The 26606-nt window shown below is 45.9% G+C and carries 23 protein-coding genes, 2 tRNA genes and 1 other RNA gene; 20 read left to right on the plus strand and 6 right to left on the minus strand.

Annotation, left to right across the window (positions count from 1 at the left end):
- Positions 1–85: 85 nt before the first annotated feature.
- The 6 genes from JWH17_RS24655 to JWH17_RS13865 all read left to right on the plus strand — a co-directional run bounded on the left by JWH17_RS24655 (position 86) and on the right by JWH17_RS13865 (position 7530).
- Positions 86–448, plus strand: a complete 363-nt coding sequence (locus JWH17_RS24655) for a GNAT family N-acetyltransferase (RefSeq protein ID WP_205223249.1) — start codon at positions 86–88, stop codon at positions 446–448.
- A gap of 295 nt (positions 449–743) precedes the next feature.
- Positions 744–2327 (plus strand): arylsulfatase, encoded by a 1584-nt coding sequence (locus JWH17_RS13845; protein ID WP_205223220.1) that lies wholly within the window; start codon positions 744–746, stop codon positions 2325–2327.
- A gap of 82 nt (positions 2328–2409) precedes the next feature.
- Complete coding sequence (locus JWH17_RS13850) at positions 2410–3393, plus strand: HAD family hydrolase (protein ID WP_205223221.1); 984 nt, start codon at positions 2410–2412, stop codon at positions 3391–3393.
- A 2-nt stretch (positions 3394–3395) separates the two neighbouring features.
- Entirely contained in the window at positions 3396–4679 is a 1284-nt protein-coding gene (locus tag JWH17_RS13855) for a cytochrome b N-terminal domain-containing protein (protein WP_205223222.1), read from the plus strand.
- Between the two features lie 21 nt (positions 4680–4700).
- Entirely contained in the window at positions 4701–5222 is a 522-nt protein-coding gene (locus tag JWH17_RS13860) for a QcrA and Rieske domain-containing protein (RefSeq protein WP_205223223.1), read from the plus strand.
- A complete protein-coding gene (locus tag JWH17_RS13865) occupies positions 5194–7530 on the plus strand; it encodes a tetratricopeptide repeat protein (protein ID WP_205223224.1) in 2337 nt (778 codons plus the stop codon). The genes JWH17_RS13860 and JWH17_RS13865 overlap by 29 nt, the downstream gene beginning before the upstream one ends.
- A gap of 186 nt (positions 7531–7716) precedes the next feature.
- On the opposite strand, the gene JWH17_RS13870 is transcribed toward JWH17_RS13865, so the two are convergent.
- From JWH17_RS13870 to JWH17_RS13890, 5 genes are read right to left on the minus strand one after another with little or no spacing between them, the layout of a single operon-like run.
- Entirely contained in the window at positions 7717–8895 is a 1179-nt protein-coding gene (locus JWH17_RS13870; RefSeq protein ID WP_205223225.1) for a hypothetical protein, read from the minus strand.
- Entirely contained in the window at positions 8876–9100 is a 225-nt protein-coding gene (locus JWH17_RS13875) for a (2Fe-2S)-binding protein (RefSeq protein ID WP_205223226.1), read from the minus strand. The genes JWH17_RS13870 and JWH17_RS13875 overlap by 20 nt, the downstream gene beginning before the upstream one ends.
- Positions 9090–10949: an excinuclease ABC subunit UvrC gene (uvrC, locus tag JWH17_RS13880; protein ID WP_205223227.1), complete on the minus strand. Its 1860-nt coding sequence runs from the start codon at positions 10947–10949 to the stop codon at positions 9090–9092. Before uvrC ends, JWH17_RS13875 begins: the two co-directional genes overlap by 11 nt.
- Positions 10930–11280, minus strand: coding sequence for a DsrE family protein (locus tag JWH17_RS13885; RefSeq protein WP_205223228.1), 351 nt, complete (start codon positions 11278–11280; stop codon positions 10930–10932). Before JWH17_RS13885 ends, uvrC begins: the two co-directional genes overlap by 20 nt.
- Positions 11281–11299: 19 nt before the next feature.
- The gene (locus JWH17_RS13890; RefSeq protein WP_205223229.1) at positions 11300–12919 is read right to left on the minus strand and encodes an ABC transporter ATP-binding protein; all 1620 of its coding nucleotides are present in this window, start codon (positions 12917–12919) and stop codon (positions 11300–11302) included.
- Between the two features lie 535 nt (positions 12920–13454).
- Between JWH17_RS13890 and JWH17_RS13895 the strand changes: the two genes are divergently transcribed.
- From JWH17_RS13895 to nikR, 6 genes are all read left to right on the plus strand, one after another.
- Positions 13455–14246 (plus strand): amino acid ABC transporter permease, encoded by a 792-nt coding sequence (locus JWH17_RS13895; protein ID WP_205223230.1) that lies wholly within the window; start codon positions 13455–13457, stop codon positions 14244–14246.
- A 19-nt stretch (positions 14247–14265) separates the two neighbouring features.
- Entirely contained in the window at positions 14266–15018 is a 753-nt protein-coding gene (locus tag JWH17_RS13900) for an amino acid ABC transporter ATP-binding protein (RefSeq protein WP_205223250.1), read from the plus strand.
- 70 nt (positions 15019–15088) lie between these two features.
- Complete coding sequence (locus tag JWH17_RS13905) at positions 15089–15916, plus strand: transporter substrate-binding domain-containing protein (RefSeq protein ID WP_205223231.1); 828 nt, start codon at positions 15089–15091, stop codon at positions 15914–15916.
- Positions 15917–15949: 33 nt separating this feature from the next.
- Entirely contained in the window at positions 15950–16834 is an 885-nt protein-coding gene (locus JWH17_RS13910) for an amino acid ABC transporter permease (protein WP_205223232.1), read from the plus strand.
- A 213-nt stretch (positions 16835–17047) separates the two neighbouring features.
- Complete coding sequence (locus tag JWH17_RS13915) at positions 17048–18466, plus strand: beta-barrel assembly-enhancing protease (protein ID WP_205223233.1); 1419 nt, start codon at positions 17048–17050, stop codon at positions 18464–18466.
- A gap of 10 nt (positions 18467–18476) precedes the next feature.
- On the plus strand, positions 18477–18887 hold the full coding sequence (gene nikR / locus JWH17_RS13920; protein WP_205223234.1) for a nickel-responsive transcriptional regulator NikR: 411 nt from the start codon (positions 18477–18479) through the stop codon (positions 18885–18887).
- Positions 18888–18890: 3 nt separating this feature from the next.
- On the opposite strand, the gene JWH17_RS13925 is transcribed toward nikR, so the two are convergent.
- Entirely contained in the window at positions 18891–20273 is a 1383-nt protein-coding gene (locus tag JWH17_RS13925; protein ID WP_205223235.1) for a sigma-54 interaction domain-containing protein, read from the minus strand.
- 90 nt (positions 20274–20363) lie between these two features.
- Between JWH17_RS13925 and tadA the strand changes: the two genes are divergently transcribed.
- The 8 genes from tadA (at position 20364) to thrS (ending at position 26556) form a co-directional block, all read left to right on the plus strand.
- Entirely contained in the window at positions 20364–20867 is a 504-nt protein-coding gene (gene tadA, locus JWH17_RS13930; RefSeq protein ID WP_232371096.1) for a tRNA adenosine(34) deaminase TadA, read from the plus strand.
- Positions 20868–20958: 91 nt separating this feature from the next.
- Positions 20959–21044 (plus strand) — tRNA-Ser (locus tag JWH17_RS13935).
- Between the two features lie 250 nt (positions 21045–21294).
- Positions 21295–21393: signal recognition particle sRNA small type (ffs, locus tag JWH17_RS13940), an RNA gene on the plus strand.
- 48 nt (positions 21394–21441) lie between these two features.
- The gene (dnaX, locus tag JWH17_RS13945) at positions 21442–23340 is read left to right on the plus strand and encodes a DNA polymerase III subunit gamma/tau (protein ID WP_205223236.1); all 1899 of its coding nucleotides are present in this window, start codon (positions 21442–21444) and stop codon (positions 23338–23340) included.
- Positions 23341–23357: 17 nt separating this feature from the next.
- Positions 23358–23666, plus strand: a complete 309-nt coding sequence (locus tag JWH17_RS13950; RefSeq protein WP_205223237.1) for a YbaB/EbfC family nucleoid-associated protein — start codon at positions 23358–23360, stop codon at positions 23664–23666.
- Positions 23667–23676: 10 nt separating this feature from the next.
- On the plus strand, positions 23677–24279 hold the full coding sequence (recR, locus tag JWH17_RS13955) for a recombination mediator RecR (RefSeq protein WP_205223238.1): 603 nt from the start codon (positions 23677–23679) through the stop codon (positions 24277–24279).
- Positions 24280–24483: 204 nt separating this feature from the next.
- Positions 24484–24558, plus strand: a tRNA-Val gene (locus JWH17_RS13960).
- Between the two features lie 72 nt (positions 24559–24630).
- Positions 24631–26556 (plus strand): threonine--tRNA ligase, encoded by a 1926-nt coding sequence (thrS, locus tag JWH17_RS13965; RefSeq protein ID WP_205223239.1) that lies wholly within the window; start codon positions 24631–24633, stop codon positions 26554–26556.
- The last annotated feature ends 50 nt before the right edge of the window (positions 26557–26606 follow it).

Raw genomic sequence — 26606 nt, forward strand, 5'->3', positions numbered from 1 at the left:
ATCCTCCTAAAAACCATCTAGTAGTTGAAGAACTACGCTTGAGTGGAGGACTTATACTGTCACTGGTGGCAAACCTTGGGACCAGATAGTTGGCCATATTGCTTTTTCACCGATAAAAATCAACAATCAAGATTCTAAATGGGTTGGATTAGCACCGATTAGCGTTGACCCAAAACATCAAAATAATGGCATTGGAAATAAACTCATAAACGAGGGGTTAGACCGGGTACGTATGTTAAACTATGCCGGGGTTGTTGTCTTGAGTGACATGGATTGTTTCGAGCGATTCGGTTTCAATAATAAACCAAATTTAGAAATTCACGAAGAGCCACATAAAGACACTTATGCCGTTTCACTCAATGCGATGCCACCAGAAGGAAAGATCTCTGTTCATTCGGCATTTTCACGCCGTGCATGGGGGTACTCTTTATCATCAACCTATAATTAGTTGAAATAGCTACTATTCCCTTAGGCCTCACATTATAGTGTGCCTAAAGGAGTGTGCATTTTGTAAACGAATTAGTGCCTTGAGAAATAGAGAGTTAGGTGTTGAGCAAAATGAAAACTCTCTTTTAATGGTGCCTGTTCCCTCTTTGCTTTTTCTCTGGCGTTAGTACACAATACGCTTTACCTTACTTACTAACGGTTTGTTGTTTTTTGGTAATTACTAAAAAAATGACAGAGCCAACCGCCAGTCATTTTTTAAGAGTTTACACCACTATTAAAGCTACACGGAGGGTTAGATGGAATCTAAAAAGAGAGTGTATTCTTTTTTTGCAGTAACCGCAGCCGTCGTCCTAGCTGTTGGTGTTGCACAGGCAGAGGCGTCCCCAAAACCTAATATTCTGGTCATCTGGGGAGATGACATCGGAATATCTAATGTTAGTGCGTATACAAAAGGTGTTATGGGATACCGCACCCCAAACATTGATCGAATTGCAGATGAAGGCATGATCTTTACTGACTATTATGGTGAGCAAAGTTGTACTGCAGGTCGCTCCTCCTTCATTATGGGGCAATCAGTTTTCAGGACCGGGCTCTCTAAGGTTGGACTGCCGGGTGCTGAAGAAGGAATGCAGGCAGAAGACCCCACCATTGCTACGGTGTTGAAGGCTCAAGGATATGCTACTGGTCAGTTCGGAAAAAACCATTTGGGTGACAGGGATGAGCATTTGCCTACCATGCATGGTTTTGATGAATTTTTTGGCAATCTGTATCACCTGAACGCCGAAGAAGAACCGGAAAATGAAGATTATCCACGTGATCTAAAGCTAGCAAGTGGCAAAACCTTTCTTGAGACTTTCGGGCCACGCGGTGTGATCCACTCCTGGGCTCAGCCGGATGGTACTCAGAAAATAGAAGACACTGGCCCGCTTACTAAAAAGAGAATGGAAACGGTGGATGATGAGACCTCTGAACGCGCTCTTGAATTTATGGAAGAGCAAGTTAAGGCCGGCAAGCCGTTTTTTGTCTGGTGGAACGGAACACGGATGCATTTCCGTACTCATGTTAAAGAGGAATTGCGCGGTATTTCCGGTCAGGATGAATATTCCGACGGCATGGTCGAACATGACATGCATGTCGGCAAATTCCTTGAAAAACTTGATCAGCTTGGTATTGCAGAAAATACCATTGTTTTCTACTCAACTGACAATGGCGTACACATGAATACCTGGCCGGATGCCGGCATGACCCCATTTCGAGGAGAGAAAAACACAAACTGGGAAGGTGCTTGGCGTGTTCCAGCAATGGTTCGCTGGCCTGGTAAAATTGAACCACTCAGTGTGAATAACGAGATCGTCCATCATATGGACTGGTTGCCAACTTTTGCTGCCATTGCCGGTGATAAGACGGTAAAAGAAGATTTAATACAAGGTACAAAGCTCGGTGACAAAGATTATAAAGTGCACCTAGATGGATACAACCTGCTACCAATGCTGACTGGTAAAACTGATGAAAGTCCCCGCAAAGAGGTTTTTTATTTTTCTGATGACGGTGACCTGACTGCTCTTCGCTATGATGATTGGAAGCTCCTCTTCATGGAACAAAAGGCAGTTGGCACTTTCCGTGTTTGGATGGAGCCATTTGTTCCTTTGCGTGTGCCGTTGATTTTCAACCTCCGCCGCGATCCTTACGAACGGGCTAGTTTAACCTCCAACACCTATTATGACTGGCTATTAGACCGGGCTTACCTGCTTGTCCCTGCCCAGACCTATGTTGGCCAATTCTTGAGTACATTTCAAGAATTTCCACCTCGTCAAGAGGCGGCAAGCTTCAGTCTGGATAAAGTAATGGAAAAGCTCACTGCAAATGGTGGGGCGCAATAAGAGATTTTATTGCGATCAAAAATAGTGGAAAACGGTAACTGACAGTTGTTAGTTGCCGTTTTTTTTTCTGCCTGGAGGACTTATGAAACCATTGATTACTATAGTACTTTATGCACTTATCACTGCCAATCTGGCGTATGGGAATGAAGCGCTTCGCTCCTGGAATGATACTCATTCCAAACAACAAATTATTTCATTTGTTGAAGCTGTAACCATTAAAGAAAGCAAAGATTTTGTTCCGATTCCAGAACGAATCGCTGTTTTTGATAATGATGGAACTCTCTGGGTTGAGCAGCCGGCGTACACTCAGCTTATTTTTGCGATGGATCGTGTAAAGGAAATGGCTGGTGAACATCCTCACTGGAAAAATACGCATCCCTTCAAGGCTGTTTTAGAAGATGACCATCAGGCCCTTGTAGATTCAGGCGCGAAGGGAATTATGCAACTGGTCATGGCAACCCACAGCGGGATGAATACTGAAGAATTCAGCAGCGCGGTCGAGACATGGGTTAAAAAAACAAAAGATTCACGCTTTGGTCAAAAGTACCCCGACCTGGTCTACCAACCCATGTTAGAACTCCTGGAGTATTTACGAGATAACGGATTTAAAATCTATATTGTTTCAGGCGGTGGTGTGGAGTTTATGCGTACTTTTGCTGAAAAGGTGTATGGAATCCCACCGGAACAGGTGATTGGTTCATCCGTGAAAACGCAATTTGAAATAGTGAATGGAGTACCACAACTAAAGAGGCTCCCGGAAATTTTCCATTTTGATGATAAGGAAGGTAAACCCATCGCAATTCAGACCTTTATTGGCCGTAGACCCATACTCGCCTTTGGCAACTCAGATGGTGATCTCCAGATGCTCCAATGGACCGCTGCAGGCAAACACAAAAGTTTTTGTGGTTTGGTACACCATACCGACGCAGAGCGTGAATACGCTTATGACCGCGAGAGTCATGTTGGCAAGCTCGATAAGGCATGGAAAGAAGCGGATGAAAAAGGTTGGGTTCTGGTGGATATGAAAAAAGAGTGGAAGCACGTTTTCTCATTTGATAAACAGTAAGAATGGCTAAGTCTACTGAAAATAGATCTTTAACGTTCTCTTCTTTCGTTTTTCATCTCCATCCTCCGAAGGTTCACGCTGAGACTCTACGCTTTACGCTGAGCTTCGGCCTCGGTGGTATGGCAGCTACTCTGGTAGTACTGCTTTTGGTCACAGGGTTACTGCAGTTGCTGAGTTACTCTCCCCAGATTGATCAAGCCTACTTGTCCATACAGCAAATGTATCAGCCAGGTGGGCTTGGCGGATTTATCCGTAATTGCCATTATTGGGCAGGGAACTTGCTCGTTGTCATAACCTTTTTCCACTTTCTACGAGTGTTTCTGACCACGGCTTTTACCGGGCCGCGTCGGTATAACTGGATAGTGGGGCTCGCGCTGTTTCTCCTGGTCGTGTTTGCTAACTTCACCGGCTACCTGATGCCGTGGGACCAGTTAGCCTATTGGGCGGTAACTATTTTCACCAGCATGCTTTCGTATATACCTGTGATTGGCAGTGAACTGATGACTTTACTTCGTGGAGGGCAAGAGGTTGGCTCTGAGACGCTGGCAACTTTTTATGCCATTCACACAGGAATTATTCCAGTGCTAATGGTTGTGTTGCTGCTATACCATTTCTGGATGGTCAGAAAAGCAGGTGGCCTTATTAAGCAGGAAAATACCAGAGGAGTAGCGCCCGCACGCATTGCCACCCATCCTCATTTGGTTGCCAGGGAAGTAGCTGTAGTGTGCCTCATCCTTTCAATAATTCTATTGTTTTCAGCCGTTATAGATGCCCCGCTTGGAGCGGAGGCAAACCCGGGGCAAAGCCCCAATCCTGCCAAGGCTGCCTGGTATTTCATGGGGCTTCAGGAACTTTTGCTTCATTTGTATCCATCCTTTGCTATTTGCGTGGTTCCATTACTTGTTTTGTTTTTCTTTATTCGTCTCCCTTTTGGGGTAAAGGAAACTCCTGCCAAAGGAGTATGGTTTGGAGGAAGAAAAGGAGCCTTAAACGCTGCAATAAGTGGCATTGCTGGTACTGGTCTGACATTTTTCACTGTGCTTATTGATGATACATTTCTGATTCGGAAAGGTAGTTCGCAACTCTCCTGGCTGTGGCGTGGACTTGTTCCCACCATTGGCTGCTGCCTTATCCTGGTACTCCTCTATTTCATTTTAGTTCGGATAAGGAAATGTTCTGCTGGAGAAGCACAGATTGGAGTTGTGAGTTGTTTTCTCTGTGGAGCAGCCTCCCTCACCGTGATCGGCATTTGGCTGCGAGGAGCTGAAATGGCGCTTGTCTGGTAATCAATACTCTGGCAAAACATTATGAAACTATCAAAAAAAACTACAGGTAGAAGCAAGAGTACTGGTACTGGTCGCAGAAACTTAATGGTTCGCTTTTGGCATGTTCTTGTTGCTTTAGCGAGTTTTGAGTTGCTATGGGTTGCAGGTTCCTTGCTAAAATCAAGGAGAGTTAACAGGGATAAGGCGCAAGGCAGCAGTCACCTCATTGCGGCAGGAAACGTTAACCAGTTTAAGCCTGGAGAAGTGAAAGGTATACCACAGGGCGGTTTTTATTTAGTTTGCCAAGAAGATGGGAGCTTTCTAGCTCTTTCAAAAACATGTACTCATCTTGGCTGTACCGTTCCCTGGAATAAGGAAAAACAGCAATTTACCTGCCCTTGCCACGGCTCGACCTTTGATTCCACAGGCCTGGTTATGGCAGCTCCGGCAACTCGTCCGCTTGACTACTATCCACTCAAGATTGAGAACGGTGAAATATGGGTTGATATTGCTGTGCCCGTAAAACGAGATGCCTTTGCATCTTTCCAGATTGGGCGTTCTTAAAATGGTTGCAGACAACCCCTCTCAAGCACCAGGGCAGCGGGAATCTCAAACAAGGATATGGCAAATCGTTGGCATGGTGGCTGCTCTGCTCTGCCTTATTTCCCCTTTTATCTACCTGCAGCGAAGTGAGTATTCAGTTAAACCTGTCATCAAGGGTGCCCCTTCATTTGTTGGGAGTGGGCAATGCAGGCCGTGTCATCAAGAGGCCTACGCAAAGTGGAAGGGCTCACACCACGACCTGGCCATGGATATTGCAAGCGAAGAGACGGTTCTTGGTGATTTTAACAATGTTCAGTTTGTTGATCCTTACTCAGGGGCTGCAAGCCGTTTTTTTCGCAAAAATGGTGACTTTTATGTGGAAACAGAAGGGCCGGGTGGAGCGGTAGGCGTTTTTAAGATAACTCATACCTTCGGTGTGTATCCGAATCAGCAATATCTTATCCCTTTTCCTGGTGGTCGGCTTCAATGTTTGAATGTTGGTTGGAATGCAAAGCAAAGCACATGGTACAGGCTTCCACCATACGAGGTTGATGGTCCTGATGACTGGCTGCACTGGACCAAAGGCGGACAAACCTGGAATGGAATGTGCGCGGAGTGTCATTCGACCAAACTTGAAAAAAGGTATGATAAAACCACAGACACTTATGATACCCGCTGGTTTGAAATTCATGTCGGGTGTGAAGCGTGCCATGGACCTGGGAGCAATCATGTAAGCTGGGCCAACAGGCCTGTATTGGCTCGTCCTCAGGTTGAAAATTATGATCTGCCTGTCAACACGGCCACCATAGATAATCAAAAACAAATCGCCATCTGCGCGCCCTGCCACTCCCGCAGGTATCAACTTGGAGACAACCTCCATGACGAGGGAGAAATACTGGATAAAATTGTACCCTCTTTGCTGATGGAAGGGCTGTATTATCCAGATGGCCAGATAAGCGAAGAAGTATATGTCTACGGTTCATTTGTTCAATCAAAAATGTACCAGCATGGTGTTCGCTGCAGTGATTGCCACGACATGCACAGCTTAAAGCTCCATAAAGAGGGAAATGATCTCTGCCTGCAATGCCACCGTGCCGGCAGCTACGATACCCCGTCCCATCATTTTCATAAACAAATCCATGAAGGAAAACCAAGCAAGGGCTATCTCTGCGTGAAGTGCCACATGCCGGGACGTGTTTATATGGGGGTTGATTACAGACCGGACCATAGCTTGAGAGTCCCCAGGCCCGATCTGAGTGAAAAAATCGATGTGCCTAACAGCTGTTCAACCTCTGACTGCCATCAGGATAAAGGGCTCGCCTGGGTGAACGACCAGTATACAAAGTGGTATGGTAAATCCAGGAAGCAACATTATGGTGAAATATTAGCTGCCGGTCGAAAACAGAACCCGGAGGCAATAGATGAACTTATTGGTGTGGCGGAAGATTCATTATTACCAGCAATTGTCAGGGCTACGGCTTTGGCTCTTTTAAGTCGTTATCCCCAGGAAAGAACGATTCCTGTTTATACCAGCGCACTGGAAGACGGTGATGCGTTGCTCAGGCACACAGCTCTTCGTAACGCGATCCACATTGATCCTGAGACCAGACTGCACTTGTTACAGGCAAAATTGTACGACCCTGTAAAGGCTGTCCGAATTGAAGCCGCAGCAGGCCTATCTGGTTTCCCGCTGGACGCAATCAATCCTCAACATCAAGAAAGGTTTCAGCAGATCCTGGCAGAGTATCGCACGGCAATGGAGTATAATAGTGATTTTGCACCACAACGGTATAATCTTGGCAATCTCGCTGCGGCCATTGGTAAGGGGGAGGAAGCAATCCAACTATACAGGGAGGCCCTGGCAATAGATGACCAGTTCTACCAAGCAAAAGTCAACTTGGCCATGCAGCTTAATCAACAAGGGGAAAACCTCAAGGCTGCCGATCTTTTTAAGCAGGTTCTTGAAGCGCAGCCTGATCTACACGAGATAGCCTACTCTTTAGGTTTACTCTTTGCAGAGATGGAGGAGTATGAGCAAGCAGCATATTGGCTTGGTCAAGCTGCCGATAACATGCCAAATCATAGCCGGGCCAGGTATAATCAAGCACTTGCATACTTGAAACTGGAGCAATGGGAGAATGGGGAAATGGCCTTGCTCAAAGCCCTTGAAAATAAGCCGGGGAACCGTGAGTATTTTTCCACGCTTGCTAACCTGTACTATAATTTTCGTCTCACAGATAAGGCCAGGATTCTTGCCGAAAAAACTTTGTTAACCCAGCCTGATCATGAGCTAGCGAAACAGCTACTAGAGGCCCTCTCCAGACAATAAATATTGTAAGTCTTGCGACCTTGGTTGACATGAAATGATAAATTCTTGGTCCAGGATCGCAGTTGACCATCTCTGTACTACTCTTAAAATGGAAAACCCTATCTCAAGTTAAAATTGCCAAGAGCAGTGTCGGATTTAATCACACAACCTTTTAACAACAGGCTGGTCAAGTGTGAATTAGTCCACCTAAAGTAATCCGGCAAGGTGGTTGGCAGCATTGTTCGCTCCGTTGAGATTAATCTGAAAAGAGGGCGAGTGTTGGTCCTGGCTCCGTTGCAGTTGTTGAATAAGGAGGGAATAGAGCTTGTCAGTCTGTAAATCGTTTTCTGACACAGAAGTCAGGAAGTCGTGAGTGAAGCGGGAAAGCTTGTAGAGGTGCTGCTGCTGTTCATCATCCTGCATGCCTCTTTCCAGAACGACCGTAGGTACCTTTGCATGCAGCACATCGGTGATGGAGTTGTAACCACCGTATATGAGTGCTACACGTGAACAGGCCAAAGCCTCATGGTAAGATGGGCCAAAGGGGTGAATGTTGCAGTTTGTAAGTTTGTTTATGTTTGATATGTAATTGTTTGTTTTGTCATTTATATATTCTTTTGGCAAGTAAAGCAGCCACTGGCCGTAGCTACTGTCTATTTGAGACAGCACCTCTCCCACCACTTTGAGCAATTGTTTTGAGCTTTCACCGAACCAGGGGATGGCAAGTGTTCCTGCATAGACGTTTGCCTTGATACCTGGAGCCGGTGCGCAAGCCTCCAGCTCTGCCATGCGCGATACATAGCCTGTCTCAAAAGGTCTGGTATCGAATATTGCTGCTAGTTTTTGGCAATGCTGAGGGCCAAGGACTTGGCTGTCTCCATACCACACAAGTGAATGGTAGTAGCGATTATACACTTCTGTAGCAAGCGGAGCCTGCACCTGGCGTACATTGCCGACCACACCTCGTACTCCAAGCACCCATCTGATATCATTAAGGGAAGAAGCCTTCAGTGCAGGCAGCAGCTCCTTGTGCTTGCCCAGTGGGGAATGATCCGCAACTACCAAACGGGGTTGATACAACGACAGCACCTGCTTGAGCATGGTTGCCCGCAGTTCACCGAGCTGATGGTCGGAAAAATTTGATTTACCGTTTATGCCTTTGGATTTACCGTCCTTTACCACGGTTTCGTACCCTGGTAGCTTGATCCAGTCTAGAGGTGCGTTGCCGCGGAGTTCCTGGGTATGAGGAGTGCCGGACACAAAAAGTACTTTCAGGTTGGGGTGTAGCCTTCGTAGAGCCATGCCAATGGCTATGCTTCTGCTGGCATGACCAATCCCTCTGCCGTCATGGCAGTATAAGAGTATGTCAAGGCGCGAGGAAGTCATCTGGCATGTCCTCACCCAAAAGTTCCGCTACTTTTCTTCCGCACCGTTTTCCACCGCAACTACCGTCACCTATGTTGGTGATGGCGGCGACCTCTGCAAAACTCGTAGCGCCGTTTTCTATAGCTTCAATCAGTGCAATCAGTTTGACGCCTTTGCAGATACAGCCGGGCTTAAGTCGGGCCATCATTTTTTCATCAGGTTTCATTTTCAGTCGCGTGGAGTTGGGTGAAAATGGCATGGGCTAGATCCGGACCAATGCCTGATACTGTTTCAAGCTCATTTTGATCAGCAGCCATAACACGTTTGACGCTGCCAAAATGTTTGATTAGATTTTTTCTCCGCTTTTCCCCGACACCTTGCAGGTCGTCGAGACGCGAACGGAGCGTTTCTTTATTGCGAAGTTTTCTGTGAAAAGTAATGCCAAAGCGATGCGATTCGTCACGGATGCGCATAAGATAGAGCAGGGCAGGATTGTTAGGGGGCAGTAAAATCGGGTTTTTACGGCCAGGGCGAAATAATTTTTCTCCCTCTTCTCCTTTTTCTTTGGCAATGGCCACCAGATCCACGGAATCAAGGAGGCCTTCCTGTCCCAGTACATCGCAGGCTTTTGCGAGTTGGCCTTTGCCGCCGTCTAAAAGCAGCATGTCCGGGAGTTTTCTTCTTTTGTCACTCGGTTCGAATCTTCGCTGCAGGACTTCTTCCATCATTGCGTAATCATCTGGCGTGTCCAGGTTGCGTATACGGTAGTGCCGAAAATTTTTGGTATCTTTTTCGCCGTCGGCAAAACAGACCAGGGATCCGACTGCCTGTTTTCCCTGGAGATTGGATATATCAAGGCACTCTATGGTTTGCGGTACATTTTTAAGATGCAGTTTCTTTTGCAGGTTTGCTGCAAGCGTATTCCAGGACTTTTCTTTTTGTGCCTGTTCGGAAAACAATTTTTCCGCATTGCTGGCCGCCATCTGCATGAGTTGCATTCGTTTGCCCCGCTGGGGAACATGTAGAGTAACCGCAGAACCGCGCAAATCAACAAGATGATCCTGGACCAGGTCTTTGTCTTCTATCTCAAAAGGAAGCAGTATTTCGCGCGGAGGTATTCTTTGCCGGGAGTAAAACTGGAGCATTGCCTCAGTCAAAATGCCTCTATCGTCACCAATAGGATCAGGGATGAAAAAAGTCTGTACTCCGGTAATGATGCCGGCGCGCACAAAAAGCAGAGCGAGTCCAACAGCAGCATTTTGTCTGTAAAAACCGTATATATCCTGGTCGATGTGATGGTCGGCAACAACTGCCTGGTGTTCAATAGTTCGTTGCAGGCCAAGGAGCTGATCCCGGAAAAAAGCCGCCTTTTCAAACTGCAGTTCCTTGGATGCCTCCTTCATTTGTTTTTGCAAATCTGCTGCAACATCATCAGCCTTGCCTTCGAGAATCTGCAATACCGCGGCCACAGACTGCATATATTGATCATGGGACACTTTGCCTGCACAGGGAGCCAGGCAACGGCCCATTTGAAAATTGAGACAGGCCCGTTCCCTTTCTCTGAACTTTTTACAGCGTCGTAAAGGAAAAAGGGTGTAGAGCAACTTTAAGGTGGATCGCATGGCCGAAGTTGCGGCATATGGCCCGAAATAGCGATTTCCGTCACGTAGTCTTTTACGGGTGATGTTGATCCGTGGCCAACGCTCACTCGTTGAGACCATGATTAGCGGATAGTTTTTGTCGTCGCGGAGGATGACATTATAGCGCGGCCGGTGCTTCTTTATCAGAGAAGCTTCCAGGATAAGTGCTTCTTTTTCGGTAGTGGTAAGTATGGTCTCTGCTCTTCGCACATGGGAGAGCATAACACCGGTTTTGGAATGGGGTGGGCCTGAAAAATGAGCATATTGTGAGAGCCTTTTACGTAGGTTTATAGCTTTGCCTACGTACAAGACCTCACTTTTACCAAGCATCTGGTACACGCCGGGTCCAGTGCTGACGGTTGCAAGAAAATCACTGGAAAGTGGTGCCTCTTTTTCCAGTGATTTTGTGGAATCATCAGGGTTTGATATAGGCATATCCTTCGTTCTGTAACTCAATAAGGGTAACAATGCCGGCAGGAACTATCTCGCAATCAGGGACCAGTTCTTCCGTCTGGATTTCAAAATTGGTCAGGGCAAGATTGCAGACTTTAAAGGCAACAGCCTTTTTTTGCAGTTCGATGATTTTGGTTGCATGGTTGACACAGTTTTTTTCTATAAGTGCATTTACCGCAGGCCCGTTAAATAGCATCACCAGATCGTGAGGCTGCCTCTGTATTGTTTTGAGCAGGTTTGTAACATTAATCAGTCCAATCTCGAGTGCTTTTTCATCATCCATGTCAATATGGAAAACAGCCTTATAAATCATGTTGCCTCCTTTGTGATTGTCAGTGAAATGCTGCTTTAAAAAGGGCTTGTGTATACGCATGTTGTGGCTTGGCAAAAACTGTCGCCGCACAACCGGCTTCAACGATTTTTCCGTTTTGCATGACTGCAATGTTATCTGCTATGGCGCGGATAGTCCGTAGGTCATGCGTTATAAAGACATAGGTCATACCGTACCGTGTCTGTAATTTTTGTAATAAATCTAAAATTTGATGCTGGATGGTCATATCCAGGGCGCTGGTCGGTTCGTCCAAAATAAGCAGCTTGGGGCGTAAAATCAATGCCCTGGCTATGGCTATTCTCTGTCGTTGGCCACCTGAGAACTCATGCGGGAAACGATCTGCCGCATCCGGATCAAGTTCCACATCGGTGAGGGCATCGTAGATCATCCGGCGGCGTTCTGCCCTGTTCTCGCCGATTTTGTGCACTCCTAGTCCTTCGCCGATGATCTGTTCAATTGACATACGAGGCGAGAGAGAGGAAAAAGGATCTTGAAAGACAATTTGCAAATCCTTACGATAAGGGCGGAAGCGGCGGTTGGAAAATGTAGCCAGATCAAGGATCCCGTTGCCCGTGTGATAGAGAACCTGACCGGAAAATTTATAGAGCCCGAGCAGGCACATGGCAAGGGTTGATTTTCCTGAACCGGATTCGCCGACAATGCCCAGTGTTTTTTTCTTTTCCAGGGAGATGTCCACATGGTCTACTGCTTTGACCACTGTTACTTTCGGTTTCATAAACCCAGCCCATCCTGATTTCATGGTAAAGGTGCAGGCAATGTCTTTGAGTTCCAACAGCGGGGGAGTTGCCGGTCGTTCTTTTGCGGTGGCGCTGGGGATGGAATTAAGCAGGTGGACGGTGTAGGGTTGCTTGGGATCCTTGAATATAGAGAGCGTTGTTCCCTGCTCAATAATTTTGCCTTGATGCATAATGGAAACAGTCTCTGCTCGTTGCTTAACCATGGTCAGGTCATGGGTGATAAGCAATACAGACATGCCATATTCCTGCTGGATATCTTGGATTAAATCGAGAATCTGTTCCTGAATGGTGATATCAAGGGCGGTGGTCGGTTCGTCTGCAATAAGCAGTTTCGGTCTGCATGCCAGTGCCATGGCAATCATCACCCTCTGTCGTTGACCGCCGGAGAGTTGGTGCGGATAAGAGGAAAAACGACTTTCAGGGTTTTTAATGCCGGTGCGGTCCAGCAAACTGATTGCATTTGCATAAGCCTGGGCTTTGGATTGCTTTTGGTGGAGCATCAACGGTTCGAGCAGCTGATTACCGATTGTGTAGACCGGGTTGAGAGAGGTCATTGGCTCCTGGAAGATCATGGCTATTTGGTTTCCGCGCAGGGTCCTGACTTCTTTTTTACTCAGAGCATCTATTCGTTTTCCATTAAAGGCAATACGGCCGCTGCCGGAAACATTGCTAACATCCTCAAGGAGACGGAGTACGGAAAGAGCGGTAACAGACTTACCTGAACCCGATTCGCCAACAAGGGCATGGATTTCCCCTTGAGCAATGTCAAACGAGACATTGCTCAGTGAAAATTGTTTCCCATGCATACCCGATGAGGCATCAAACTGAAGGGAGAGGTTCTGGATGGATAGCAGTGCTGTCATATAATAAAGAATTCGATATTGCTAACCCGGATTTCTCATTAGTTCAGGCGGCGTCAGGATCAAAGTTTTTGGCTGTGGATAGGTAAGCGAAGACTCTGATAGTTGACTATATTCATTGCCAAAACACTGAAGAACATGGCGCTGGATGGACTGACCTTTGGTGAACATTAAAAAAACAACGCTATGTGGGTTTGCATAACATACAGAAATTGTTGGTAATTTGAAAAAATTAAATAATGTTTATGAGAAATTCGGGCCAAAAGAAAGTTAGGTACTCTACATTAGAGCTAAGCAGAGGGCAACAGGAAGATACAGCTTTAATTTAACTCTTTTTTTGTTCAACGTCTTGAAAAGAACAAGAAAATTATTAGTATGCACACCAATGTGTCATTATCGGGTAGTCTTTAAAAAATTTTTACCGTGGTCGTAACTTTTCTCTTATCCCTCGGCATTTTTTGTATATTTCCGAAAATACGAATATGTACTAAATACATAATTTTGTTAAAAATAATTTGCGTATCTCTAACACATCTCTATGAAGCCTTCACGATCAAGAAAACAAATTTATCGTGACGTAATCGGCTTTCTTGCTATTGCCTGTTTGAGTGTATGGCTCGTCATGCGAGGCAGCGATAATATTGCTTATAGCTGGCATTGGAAACAGGTGCCCCGTTATCTCTTTCAAATTTATGATGGGGAATTTATAGCCGGTCCTCTTCTTCTGGGCCTGGGAGTAACCTTACAAATTACGGTGGTCAGCCTTTTTTTAGCAGGATTTTTCGGCCTTGTCACTGCACTGCTAAGGATGTCTGCCTCCCCTGTAGGGCGGCTGATAGCCTGGATATATTTGGAAGTTATCCGTAACACACCCCTGCTGGTGCAGATATTTTTTCTTTACTTTGTGATGGCACCGATCCTTGATATTGGCAGGTTTGCAACCGCGGTCCTTGCGTTGAGTCTTTTTGAAGGCGCGTACGCCTCGGAGATTATACGGGCAGGTATCACTTCTATTTCAAAGGGGCAGTGGGAAGCAGCCCATAGTCTGGGGTTGAGCCATTATGATACCTATCGCAGGGTCATCCTTCCCCAGGCAATAAGGAGAATCCTGCCCCCCTTGACCAGTCAGGCTATTTCGTTGATTAAGGATTCAGCATTGGTGAGTACCATAGCCGTATACGATCTGACCATGGAAGGGCGAACCATTATTGCCGAAACGTTTATGACCTTTGAAATCTGGTTTACAGTGGCGGCTATTTATCTGTTTATAACCTTGACACTCTCTGGTTTTGTATCATTTTTAGAAAAATATTTTCCGCAGCGTGCATAGGAGAGGGAACATGACACCCATGGTACATCCGGAAAGTGAACAATATATTATAATTGCCGAACATCTTAACAAAATTTATCCAGGTTCTATCAAGGCCCTTGATGACTTCACTGTCAAGGTAAAGAAGGGCGAAGTGGTAGTTGTCATAGGGCCGTCAGGTTCCGGGAAGTCGACCTTTTTGCGGTGTTTGAACGGGCTTGAAGAAGTCGATTCCGGTCAAATCATTGTTGATAATATTCCCTTGGATGATAATGAAAAACATCGTCTGGAGATCAGGAGGGAAGTGGGAATGGTGTTTCAAGCCTTTAACCTGTTCCCGCACATGACTGTCCTGGAAAACATAAACCTGGCACAGCAGCTGGTGCGCAAGGCGAGCAGGAAAGAAGCCACGGCCGTTACCCGCTCTTTGCTCGAAAAAGTAGGAGTGGCGAACAAGGCGGACAGTTATCCGGAAGCCCTTTCTGGTGGTCAGCAGCAAAGGGTTGCCATTGCCAGGGCACTGGCCTTGATGCCAAAAGTGATGCTTTTTGATGAGGCGACAAGTGCGTTGGACCCGGAAATGATCGGAGAGGTCCTGGATGTAATGCGTGATCTTGCTGCTGAGGGAATGACTATGGTGGTGGTGACTCATGAAATGGGTTTTGCCAGGGAAGTGAGCGACCGTGTAGTCTTCATGGAAGATGGGCGTATTGTTGAAGCAGGTGATACAGAGGCTTTTTTTTCTGCACCGCAACAGGAAAGAACCAATGATTTTTTGCGGCAAATTCTGTAAGCTGTTTTTGGACCAAGAGTAACTTGTTGGTAATACCACATTTTTTACTGCAATCTAAGGAGGCATAATTATGCAAAGCAAGGCTCGACTCGTCGTAATGGTTTTGTCCTTTTTCGTTATTGCTGCACTTGTCCAGCCGTGTATGGCAGGAGAACTGCACAATAAACTCGCTGCTGAAAGTACCATAGAGCAGATTGTCAAGCGTGGCACGATCAAGGTCGGTATGGATATTTTTGTTCCCTGGGCTATGAAAAATAAGAAAGGCGAACTCGTCGGTTTTGAAATAGATGTGGCTAAGCAACTCGCCGAAGACATGGGGATTAAGGTGGAATTTGTGCCCACAAAATGGTCAGGGATTATTCCTGCGCTGGCTGCTGGAAAATTTGATGTAATTATTGGCGGTATGACCGTGACCCCCAAACGGAACATGAAAATTAATTTCACCAGGCCTTATTATTATACCAGTCAGGGATTGCTGGCCAATCGTAAAATGACAGAGGGCTTTACCATTGAAGATTTCAATAGTCCTGAAGTCACTATTGCTGCCCGTCTTGGTTCCACCGGTGCTGTGGCTGCAAAAGCCAATTTCCCTAAGGCTAGATTGCGGCTGTTTGATGATGAACCAGCCGCTGTACAAGAAGTAAAAAATGGACGTGTTCACGCAATGGTAGGAGGACAACCACTACCTGCACACATCGCTTCTGAATCTCCAGATACTCTGAAAGCATTCGGCGAGCAACTGATGAAGGAGCCAATGTGCTTTGGTATTCGCAAAGGCGATGTGGACACCTTGAATTTTTTTAATAACTGGATCGAGATTGTCAGGGCGAAAGGCTGGATTGATGAGAAATACTCCTACTGGTTTGAGAGCACGCAGTGGAAAGATCAGCTGCAATAGCAGCATGATCGATTCTTTATATATTTTTTAAAAATGCTATCATCCCGTCATAAACTGAGTCTACTCGACTTTCTGCTCATTACCCTGCTGCTTGGTGCAGCAGGGTTTATTATTTTTAGGATAACTTTACGCCTTGATTATGATTGGAACTGGTCGATAATCCCCCAGTATCTCTTCCGGTATGATCAGGAACAGGGCCGGTGGGTAACCAATTATCTTGTCGAAGGTCTGCTGACAACGCTGCGACTCAGTCTTTGGAGCAGTGTGCTTGCATTTGCTCTTGGCTTGCTTATGGCACTTGCCCGTACCAGTTCAAGTCTTTTTTTACAGTTAATATCTCGCTGTTATATCGAACTGATGCGCAATTTACCGCCATTGGTTATTATATTTATTTTTTATTTTTTTCTTGCCGATCAATTTTTGCCCCTTTTGGGACTTGATGCTTTGCTCGCCAAAAGTTCACCTGGTTTGCAAAAGCTGGTCGCATTTTGTTTTTCGCCGGTGTCATCGTTGATCCCTTTTTTGTCGGCCCTTATAACGCTGGCTGTTTTTGAAAGCGCCTATGTGGCAGAAATTCTCAGGTCAGGGATAGAATCCATATCAAGGCATCAGTGGGAGGCAGCGCATGCACTGGGCCTGAAACGATGGCAGACCTTATATTATATTATTCTTCCCCAGGCTTTTCGGAGGGTGCTCCCCCCTCTGGCCGGGCAGATAATTTCGTTGATAAAAGATTCTGCTATTGTCTCTGTTATCTCTATCCAAGAACTGACCTATCAAGGGACGCAGCTAATGGCCTCAACCTATTTAACCATTGAAGTGTGGATTACCATTGCCTGTATGTATCTTTTGCTTACCTTTCCCTGTTCAACAGCCGTGAGCTGGTTGGAGAGACGAATGAGTCGAAATCAAGGGTGAGAACGCTATTGTTGCACTCTTTGCAAGGCTCCGTTATCCTATGTGTGTTTACTGGTAATGATAAGTAGCTCAGCACTGCCGCACTGTCAGACAGTAAATCAGGCTTTGGATTCAGCGCAGATGCGCTGCGCTTATCCAGCCTGCGTACTGGACGGTCGCCGGCTAGAATGTGGTGCAGTGAAGGTTATTTTTTTATTTTAGCTAGTTGAACATATGACAAAACATTTTTTTGTTCAGAAAATCCTGTCTTGTTTTCTTTGTATTACCCTGCTTACGCTGCCAACCCATGTGTCTTCCATGACCATTGGTGAAGAGCGTCGCATAGGGGAAAAACTGCTTTACTCTGTGCGTGGTGAGTTTACGGTCTTGGATGATCCTGATATTCATCAGTATATCAATCGGCTTGGGCAGAATGTGCTCAACATTGTTGGCCCGCAATTTTTTGACTATCATTTTTTCGTGGTGAAAAGCTCCCAATTTAACGCCTTTGCCGCACCTGCGGGGCTGGTTTTTTTCTATACCGGACTGATAAAAACCATGAAGAGCGAGGACGAATTAATGAGTGTCCTTGCCCATGAGATCGGCCATGTGGTTAGCAGGCATATTTCTCAACGGATAGATCAGAGTACCAAGGTCAGCGCAGCAACCCTGGCCTTGGGGATTGCAGGGTTGGCCCTGGGAGTGCCGGCCCTGTCACAGGGGATACTGGCAGGGTCGCTTGCTGCAGGGCAGGCTATCCAGCTTCAATACAGTAGAAATGATGAGGAACAGGCTGACCGCCTTTCCTTTGAATGGATGCACGAAATGCATCGAAACCCCAAGGCCATGGTTGGTATGCTGCGTACCATGAGGCGAATTGCACGCTATAGCTCGGGACAATATCCCCAGTACCTCTTGACCCATCCCGATCCTGAGGCCCGACTCGATTATGTTCAGTCTCTGGTTGAACTCGATGAGAGTCAGCAACAGCCGGCGTACTATGTTCCCACAGATAATTTTTCTTTTCTCCGCTTCAAATATCGGATATTGCAGGAGACCATGGATCCAGAAAAATTACGGGTTTTTTGTTCCAACGCCGCAGCTTCAGACAGTGATAAGGAGCAGGCAATAATGGCTCGCTTCGGGTTGGCCTTGGTGGAAGCCGATGAGCATAATATTGACCGGGCGCTCGAACTGCTGAACGAGGTGAAAAATAGGTATAAGGATAAATATGTTCTTGATATAGATGAGGCCGTTATCTATGCTGAAAGTCAGCAGTTTGACCGGGCAAAGGCGATACTGGACAAAATAGTGTATCGGCATCCAGGAGATATGTATGGGGTGAATCAGTTGGCTTTGGTTGAGTATAAGCTGGGTAATCTTAAAAAAGCTGAACAACTGTTTGCCAGGGTAGCCAAAGATCTCCCGCAAAATGCAGAGATTTATTATGAATTGGGCCGGTTAAGCGCTGATAAGGGAGAGCAGGGTGTCAGTAGGTTTTATCTTGGTAAATACTATCTGTTCAAGGGCAGGGTCAAAACTGCAAGGCAGTACTTGGAAAGTGTTTCTAAAGAGAAGGAACTCCCGGAAAAATTGCAAAATGAAGCCCTTGAAATTCTCGATAAACTCAAAAAATTAGAAAAAGAAAAGTAGACTTTAAATTATGCTGAAACGCTTCTCCATATCACTTGAAGAAGAATTGCTGGCCCGGTTTGATACATATATTGAGAACAGGGGCTATTCCAATCGTTCTGAGGCTATTCGGGATCTAATCCGTAAGACCCAGGTGAGCGAGGAGTGGGAAAAAGACAGCGAGGTGGTGGGGGTGGTTACACTTGTTTTCAACCACCATAAATCACAGTTGCAGGAGAAAATTACCGAACTGCAACATAATTATCATAACCTGATCACTTCAACGACCCATGTTCACATGGATCATCATAATTGTCTGGAAGTGACCATTGTTAAAGGAAAGGCTTCTACTGTTCAGGAGCTTGCTGCCCAGCTTATGGCACTGAGGGGAGTCAAAGACGGTAATTTGACTATGTCCAGTACCGGTGGCCATCTCACCTGACAATCACTGGGTTTCTTTATTCCTCCGCCAGTTGGGATGGGTTATGCCAAATTTTTTAACCTTGTAGTTGAGCGCTCTTGGGCTTATGCCGAGCACTTTGGCTGCGTTTTTTTGGACCCAGAGGTTTTCCTCCAAGGCATTGATAATGAGCTCCTTCTCCTGGACGATTAGTGGCTCATTCGATCTGACACGGGGCTTGTATTGGGTGGTATTTATGTCAGGCAAGTGAATCGCCTCTATGTGAATGGTATCACTTTCTTCCAAGATGATCGCCCTTTCGATGGTGTTGGCCAGTTGACGAATATTGCCGGGCCAGTGGTAGTGTTGGAGCAAATCGACTGTTTCTGCTGAAAATCCTTTTATAGTTCTTTTCAACGAAGTCGCAGCTTTTTCCAGCAGCTTTTCAGCTAGTGGTATGATGCAGAGCGGACGCTCGGAAAGTGTAGGCAGCGGAACAGGGAGTACATTGATTCGGTAAAAAAGATCTTCCCGGAATTTATTGTCATTTACCTGTTGCTGGAGATCTCTGTTGGTTGCCGCAATGACTCGTACGTCCACTTCAATGGTTTTGTTGCCTCCAACACGTTCAAATGTCTTTTCCTCGATAACCCGCAGCAGTTTAGATTGGATCTCAAGAGGAATTTCCCCGATTTCATCGAGAAATATGGTACCCTCGTCAGCCTGTTCGAAACGTCCGATTCGCTGTTTGTCCGCACCGGTGAACGCTCCCTTTTCATGGCCGAATAACTCGCTTTCCAGCAGAGTTTCAGGAATGTTGGCACAATTTATTTTTATAAAAGGGTGATGGCGTCGTGGAGAATTGTAATGGACGGTCCCTGATAAAAAGCTTTTACCTGTCCCTGTCGCGCCGGTTATGAGGATGGTTGAGTCTGAAGAGGCGAATTTTTTAAGACTGGTGATGACGTTTTTGAAACTTGGCGATTTTGCTATAATTGCATCGAAATCATAGATTATGTCTTGTCTTCTGCGTAAATAAGCAATTTCGCTATCTTTTGAATGGTCATTAAGAGCCTTTTTGACTACCAACTGCACTCTGGTTTTCGAAAAGGGAGGGGCTATAAAATCGTAGGCGCCTTCATCAATGGCTTTAAAAATAAAGTTTGTTTCGTCTAAAGGTGAAGTGATGATAATCGGCGTGTGAGGTGTTTGCGCCTTAGTATTTTTGAGCAACTCAAAAGTGGTACCATTAGACGGTTTTGTATTGATAAAAATGACGTCATACTTGTTTTTATTTATCGCTTGTTGAAAAGATTTGTGATCATACCGGAAGGTAAGATTTGAAGTGGGGGCTAACGCTTCTGTAAGAATGTCTTTACTTCCGGAATCTTCTTCGTATGCTAGAACGGAAACTTTGTGTTTTACCATGGCTGCTGCTCAAGGTCTGTTTCGAATTTGTATTTCAAATACCTTTTTGGTAATTATAATGGCTTTTACCCTGGAAAGTAAAGAGATGATTTGCAGGACGTCGACTTTTTCTCACTATCTTTTATTATGAAAAATGTGAATGTTGCTTTGGATGCGGCATTAATGGAGGCGGCTCTTGCCTGTGCAAAGGAGTCTGCAGCCATGGAAGAAGTGCCGGTGGGGGCTGTGTTGGCAGACAGTAATGGTAATATTATTGCTGCTTGCGGTAATAACTGCATTGCTGCCAATGATCCGACCGGCCATGCAGAAATACGAACCCTGCGGGAGGCGGCACGCAAGACTGGTAATTATAGATTTCCGGACACAACAATGTATGTCACCCTCGAACCTTGTGCCATGTGTGCTGCCGCAATGGTCCATGCCCGGGTGAAAAGAGTCGTTTTCGGCGCTGATGATCCAAAAACAGGAGCTGTGCACTCTAAATACCAAATCGGCACAGATGGTAAGTTAAATCACGTTTTTTTAGTGACATCCGGAGTGCTGAAAGAGGAGTGCAGCGTTCTTTTAAAAAAATTTTTTAAAAGGCGACGTTAATTTCTATTGTAAATTTTTTACACACAGTATACATACATGCACCCATCAACTCAATTTGCCCAGAGCAATATCAATGGCTCTGAAAAAATATGGAGAGGTGACCGAGTGGCTTAAGGTGCACGCCTGGAACGCGTGTGTACGCAAGTACCGTGAGTTCGAATCTCACCCTCTCCGCCATTTTGCAAAAAAGCCCTTCAGTTTTAACTCTGAAGGGCTTTTTGTTGTGTTGAGGAGGGGCAGGTATTACTCGCAATAATATGAAACGCAAAAAAATAAATTTGCTTGACGTTATTTTGTGTGGATAGTATATAGCCCAGACTCGAAGGGAAAGCAGGACGCACAATCTACAGCGTACGGAGTTTATCGTGCAGGCGTCTCAATTGCTTACTCGCTTACTCTTCGCCAGCCATATGATCGCAGCTTTGATAGCCGGGTCCTGTGCAACAAAGAATCACGAACCCCGTCAGGTCCGGGAGGAAGCAGCGGCAGTGAATCTCTTTGTGTGTTACAGGGGTGCCTGGCTATCATTTTTTTTAGAGTACGGATGTTGATCATATAATCCAGGAAAGTCGATTTGTCCTATCTTGTCTTAGCCAGAAAATTTCGTCCCCGGTTCTTTAGTGAGGTTGTAGGCCAAAAGCCAATAGTTCGCACTTTGCAAAATGCATTGCTGCAGGAAAGGGTCGCTCATGCCTTAATATTCAGTGGCGTGCGCGGAACCGGCAAGACAACGCTTGCACGCATCATGGCCAAGGCCCTGAACTGTGAAAACAGAAATGGAGCCGAACCCTGCAATACCTGTGCTTCCTGCCTGCAGATAACCGAAGGAAACAGCGTTGACCTGCAAGAAGTTGATGGGGCATCGAACAGAGGCATCCAGGAAATTCGCGAACTCAAAGATAAGATACGTTTTATGCCTACCAGCAGCAGGTATAAAATTATTATCATTGATGAAGTCCATATGCTGACTACTGAGGCCTTCAATGCGTTGCTGAAAACTCTGGAAGAGCCCCCCGAACATGTGTTCTTCATGTTCGCTACCACAGAATTACATAAAGTCCCGGTTACCATTCTTTCCCGTTGTCAACGGTACGAACTTAAACGAATTAGCCGCAAGGATCTTGCCGGTCATTTTGCAAATCTTGCCCAGCAGGAACAGGTACAAATAGAACCTACGGCCCTGGAGATGGTGGTAAGGGAGGCTGAGGGAAGTGTTCGCGACGGACTCAGCCTGTTGGATCAGATATTTTCTTATTGCGGCCGGGAAGTAAAGGTAGAAGATGTTGTAGACGTGCTTGGTCTCGTTAATAACCAGACCGTTGCAGACCTTGCTGATGCACTTTTGCAAAGAGATCTGAGTGCAGTGTACGTGCTTCTGGAAGATATCTATAATCAGGGAATGGATTTTAAACGGTTGAGCAATGAGCTGCTCTCTTGGTTCCGTAATCTTGTCATTTGTAAAATCAACCCCGGTGAAGAGTTCTTCGATCTTCCTGAAGATGATTTGTTGCGACTCCAGCAGAGTGTTAGCGGACAGAGCCTGGAAACCCTGACCGCAATATTTAATCTCCTGCTCGAAGGGCTTGAAAAAGCACATTTCTCTGCCTATTCGCGCCTTTCGCTTGAACTTACCTTTATTAAAATATTTCAAATAGGCAATATTGTTCCGGTTGGAGAGCTTATCACTCGGTTCGACAACCTGTTGGCAGAGGTTCCGGAAACTGTTATTGAGCAGTTTTCTCAAGTAACAACGCGTACCGTTCCCGTGTCACCGGTCAAGCAGGCTCAGCCTGTTCCAAGTGCCCCTGCGCCTGCCGGGGAAAAGCCAGTCTCTTCGCCTGTAGCCACTGTTGAGTTACAAGAGGCATCGCCGGTAAGTACTGCAGCGCAAGGGGCCCCTGTTGAAGTGACGCCGCCTAAAGCTAAATCAGCGGTTGCTGTGCAGAACAATGCCCCCATAGATTCGCAGCAGGCCGAAACACAGGGTGCAGCATCTTCTACAGTGGAGCAGATAGAGAAAAAAAAAGATATCCGTCGTGACTGGGATGGATTTATTGCCTATGTCCGTGAGCGGCAGCCATGGATGTCTGCCTCTTTGCAGCGTGCTTCTTCGGTAAAACAGGTCGGGGCAGAGCTGGTTATTCAATTTGACGACAGTATAGAGTGTAGTTTGCTGAGGCAGAAAAAATATATTCAGCCGCTCACAGAATTTTTTCTTGATTTTTTCCAAAAAAACCTCACTATTCGTTTTGATGTGCCGGAAGGCCAGGATTGCGAAATAGCTGCAGAGAACGGACAAAAACCGCATTTGGAGCGCAGGGCTCTTGCAAATGATCCGTTGGTACTTACAGCTGTCGAAATTTTTAATGGCCAGGTCGGTGACATTCGAATTGGACCACGATTTAGAAAAAAGAATGAACAGGAAAAAACGCCGGAGGCAATCAGCCCGGCGGACACGCATACAGAAGAGTAACGAGGGTATAATATATTATGAACATGGGCGATCTGATGAAGCAGGCTCAGCAGTTTCAAGCTAAGCTGAGCGATATTCAACAGGAATTAGGAAAAAAGACTGTAACAGGTAGCGCCGGCGCAGGAATGGTAACAGCTACCGTCAATGGCAATAGCGAATTGCTGGATCTCCATATAGAACCGGGAATCGTCAATGCAGACGATGTACAGATGCTGGAAGACCTTGTTACTGCCGCAGTCAATGATGGCCTGCAGAAGGCTAAAGAGGTAGGTAAAACGGAAATGGGGAAGTTAACCGGCGGCGTCAATATTCCTGGATTATTTTAGGTCAATTAAGATGCATATCGTGCCTCCGGCGCTGGAACGTTTGATCAAAGAACTTGGTTATTTCCCAGGGATAGGCGAGAAAACGGCAACCCGACTCGCTTTACACATTCTTCGTAAACCAGCAACAGATGCGAAGCGACTTGCCGAGGCCCTGGCCGAATTACATAACTCCATCCAGCTGTGCAGCGTTTGTTATACTTTCTCAGAGACAGACACGTGCGATGTGTGCAGTGATGTACGACGTAAAAGTGATGTGGTCTGTGTGGTGGAAGAGCCTGGAGATTTGCTGGCTATAGAAAAGACAGCTGTTTTTAAAGGCGTGTACCATATCCTACATGGAGCATTATCGCCGATGGATGGTATTGGACCCGATGAGCTCAAAATAAAAGAATTAGTTAAAAGAATCCAAACGGGTGGAATTAAAGAGGTGGTTCTTGCTACGAGTTCCACTGTACCTGGAGAGGCAACAGCCGCTTATCTTGCGAACCTGCTGCAAAAGAGCCCGGTTGCTACCAGTCGCCTTGCGTGTGGCATACCAATGGGGATGGATATTAAATACGCAGATATTCACACACTTGGCAGAGCAATAGAATCACGGCAATCTTTGGATTAAAGATGTCCCGGTTGAGAAGAATGTCGGGCAGGGTGCCTCATAATTGAGAGCAAACTGGAAAGATAACTTTTTTTAAGAGAAAAAAACAACATCTTTGGATCAATTTGCCATTTTCTCTTGACACTCTGGGTGATTGCAGGTATTTAATTACAGTTTTTCACATAAGGCTTTCCACCAAAGCCGCAGGTAAACATAATATGATGTAGGCGCGTAGCTCAGCGGGAGAGCGCTACCTTGACGTGGTAGAAGTCGGCGGTTCGACACCGCCCGCGCCTACCAGAATAATAAAGGCTAGGATGCAGGGGATAGTTTTGTCCCTTGATCATTAGCCTTTCCTATTTACAGGCAATAATGACACAGATAGCAGTCTCGGTTCAGGACGGAGAACAAAAGCAGTTTGCTTCAGGCATCACCATTGCTGAAGCTCTCAAGGACTTGGTTTCAAATAAGCAACGAAAACAAATTGTTGCATCTGTTTGCAATGGTCTCCCGTCCGACTTAGGCACTACGCTTACCACCGATTCTGTGCTCGAGCCTATTTTACTCGCATCAGAGCAAGGGCTGGATATACTTCGCCACTCCACTGCCCATATCATGGCGCTGGCCGTGAAAAATATCTATGGTAATGATGTGAAAGTTGCCATCGGGCCTGCGATAAGCGACGGCTTTTATTACGATTTTGACAAGAAAAAAGCTTTCTCTCCAGAAGATTTCGAAGCCATAGAAAACAAAATGGCTGAGATTGTCGCAGGGCGGCTACCCTTTGAAAGGCAGGAAGTGACAAAGGCCGAAGCTATAAAGCTTTTTGATGAGTTGGGTGAAAGCTATAAGGTGGAACTGCTTAATGATATGGAAGCGGATCCTGTTTCCATATACAAACAGGATGGATTTATAGATCTTTGTCGTGGACCACATATCCCTGATTCCTCCTGGCTGAAAGTGTTTAAATTGCTTCGGGTTGCCGGATCGTACTGGCGTGGTGATGAAAAAAAACAGATGCTCACCCGTATTTACGGGACAGCTTTTACCGATAAAAAAGATCTGAAGCGCTACCTTAACCAGCTGGAAGAAGCGAAAAAACGTGACCACCGCAAACTTGGCAAAGAACTGGGCTTGTTCACCATTCAGGATCAAATTGGGCCTGGTCTCATTTTATGGCAGCCTAAAGGTGCATTGCTGCGTAAATTAATAGAAGACTACTGGAAGGAAGAACATTACAAAAGCGGTTACGAACTGCTTTATACACCACACATTGCCCGGCAGGACTTGTGGAAAACTTCCGGACATCTCGATTTTTATGGTGAGAATATGTATTCTGCCATGGAAATTGATGAGGTGATGTACCAGCTGAAACCGATGAACTGTCCGTTTCATATAGGTGTGTACAACGCAACTAAACATAGCTATCGTGAATTTCCTATTCGTTGGTGTGAGCTCGGTACAGTATATAGATATGAGCGTACCGGTGCTCTCCACGGTTTAATGCGTGTTCGCGGATTCACTCAGGACGATGCGCATATATTTTGTCGACCTGACCAGCTCGAAGACGAAATTTTTAATATTATCGATTTAAATCTGCATATTCTCAAGACATTTGGTTTCGATGAATATGACGTGTATCTGTCTACCCGTCCAGAAAAGTATGTTGGTTCTGACGAACACTGGGAATTGTCAACAGATGCGCTGAAGCAGGCACTGGAAAAGAAGGGGCTTAACTATTCCATTGATCCAGGTGAAGGTGTTTTTTACGGTCCCAAAATAGACATCAAGATCAAGGATCAACTTGGACGTTCCTGGCAGTGCTCAACCATCCAGGTTGATTTTAACCTGCCCGAACGTTTCCAGATGACCTACACCGGCGAAGACGGTGCAGAACATCAGCCGATTATGATCCATCGTGCGCTGATGGGATCTTTAGAACGGTTTATAGGTATTCTTATCGAGCATTATGCTGGTGCCTTTCCGTTATGGATGGCTCCGGAGCAAGCCAGGATCATGAATATTACTGATGATCAGGGCGAATACTGCGAACGCGTCTTTAATCAGTTGCGAAAAGCGGGGATCCGTATTAGCAAAGACCTGCGTAATGAAAAACTTAATTATAAAATTCGCGAAGCACAGCTGAAAAAAATCTCCTATATGCTTATAGTTGGTGAGCGCGAAAAGGAAGAAGGCACTGTAACGGTAAGGATGCGAAATGGCAAAAATTTGCCACCTATGCGACCGGAACAGTTTGTCGAATTTATTGAAAAAGAATGCGAAGAGGTAACATCCTGAATACCTTGAGCATAGCAGAGTAAAACAACTGGAGGAACGGACATTAAAAA

Origin of the sequence: Desulfogranum marinum (assembly GCF_016918565.1) — a bacterium.
Classification (GTDB): domain Bacteria; phylum Desulfobacterota; class Desulfobulbia; order Desulfobulbales; family Desulfobulbaceae; genus Desulfogranum; species Desulfogranum marinum.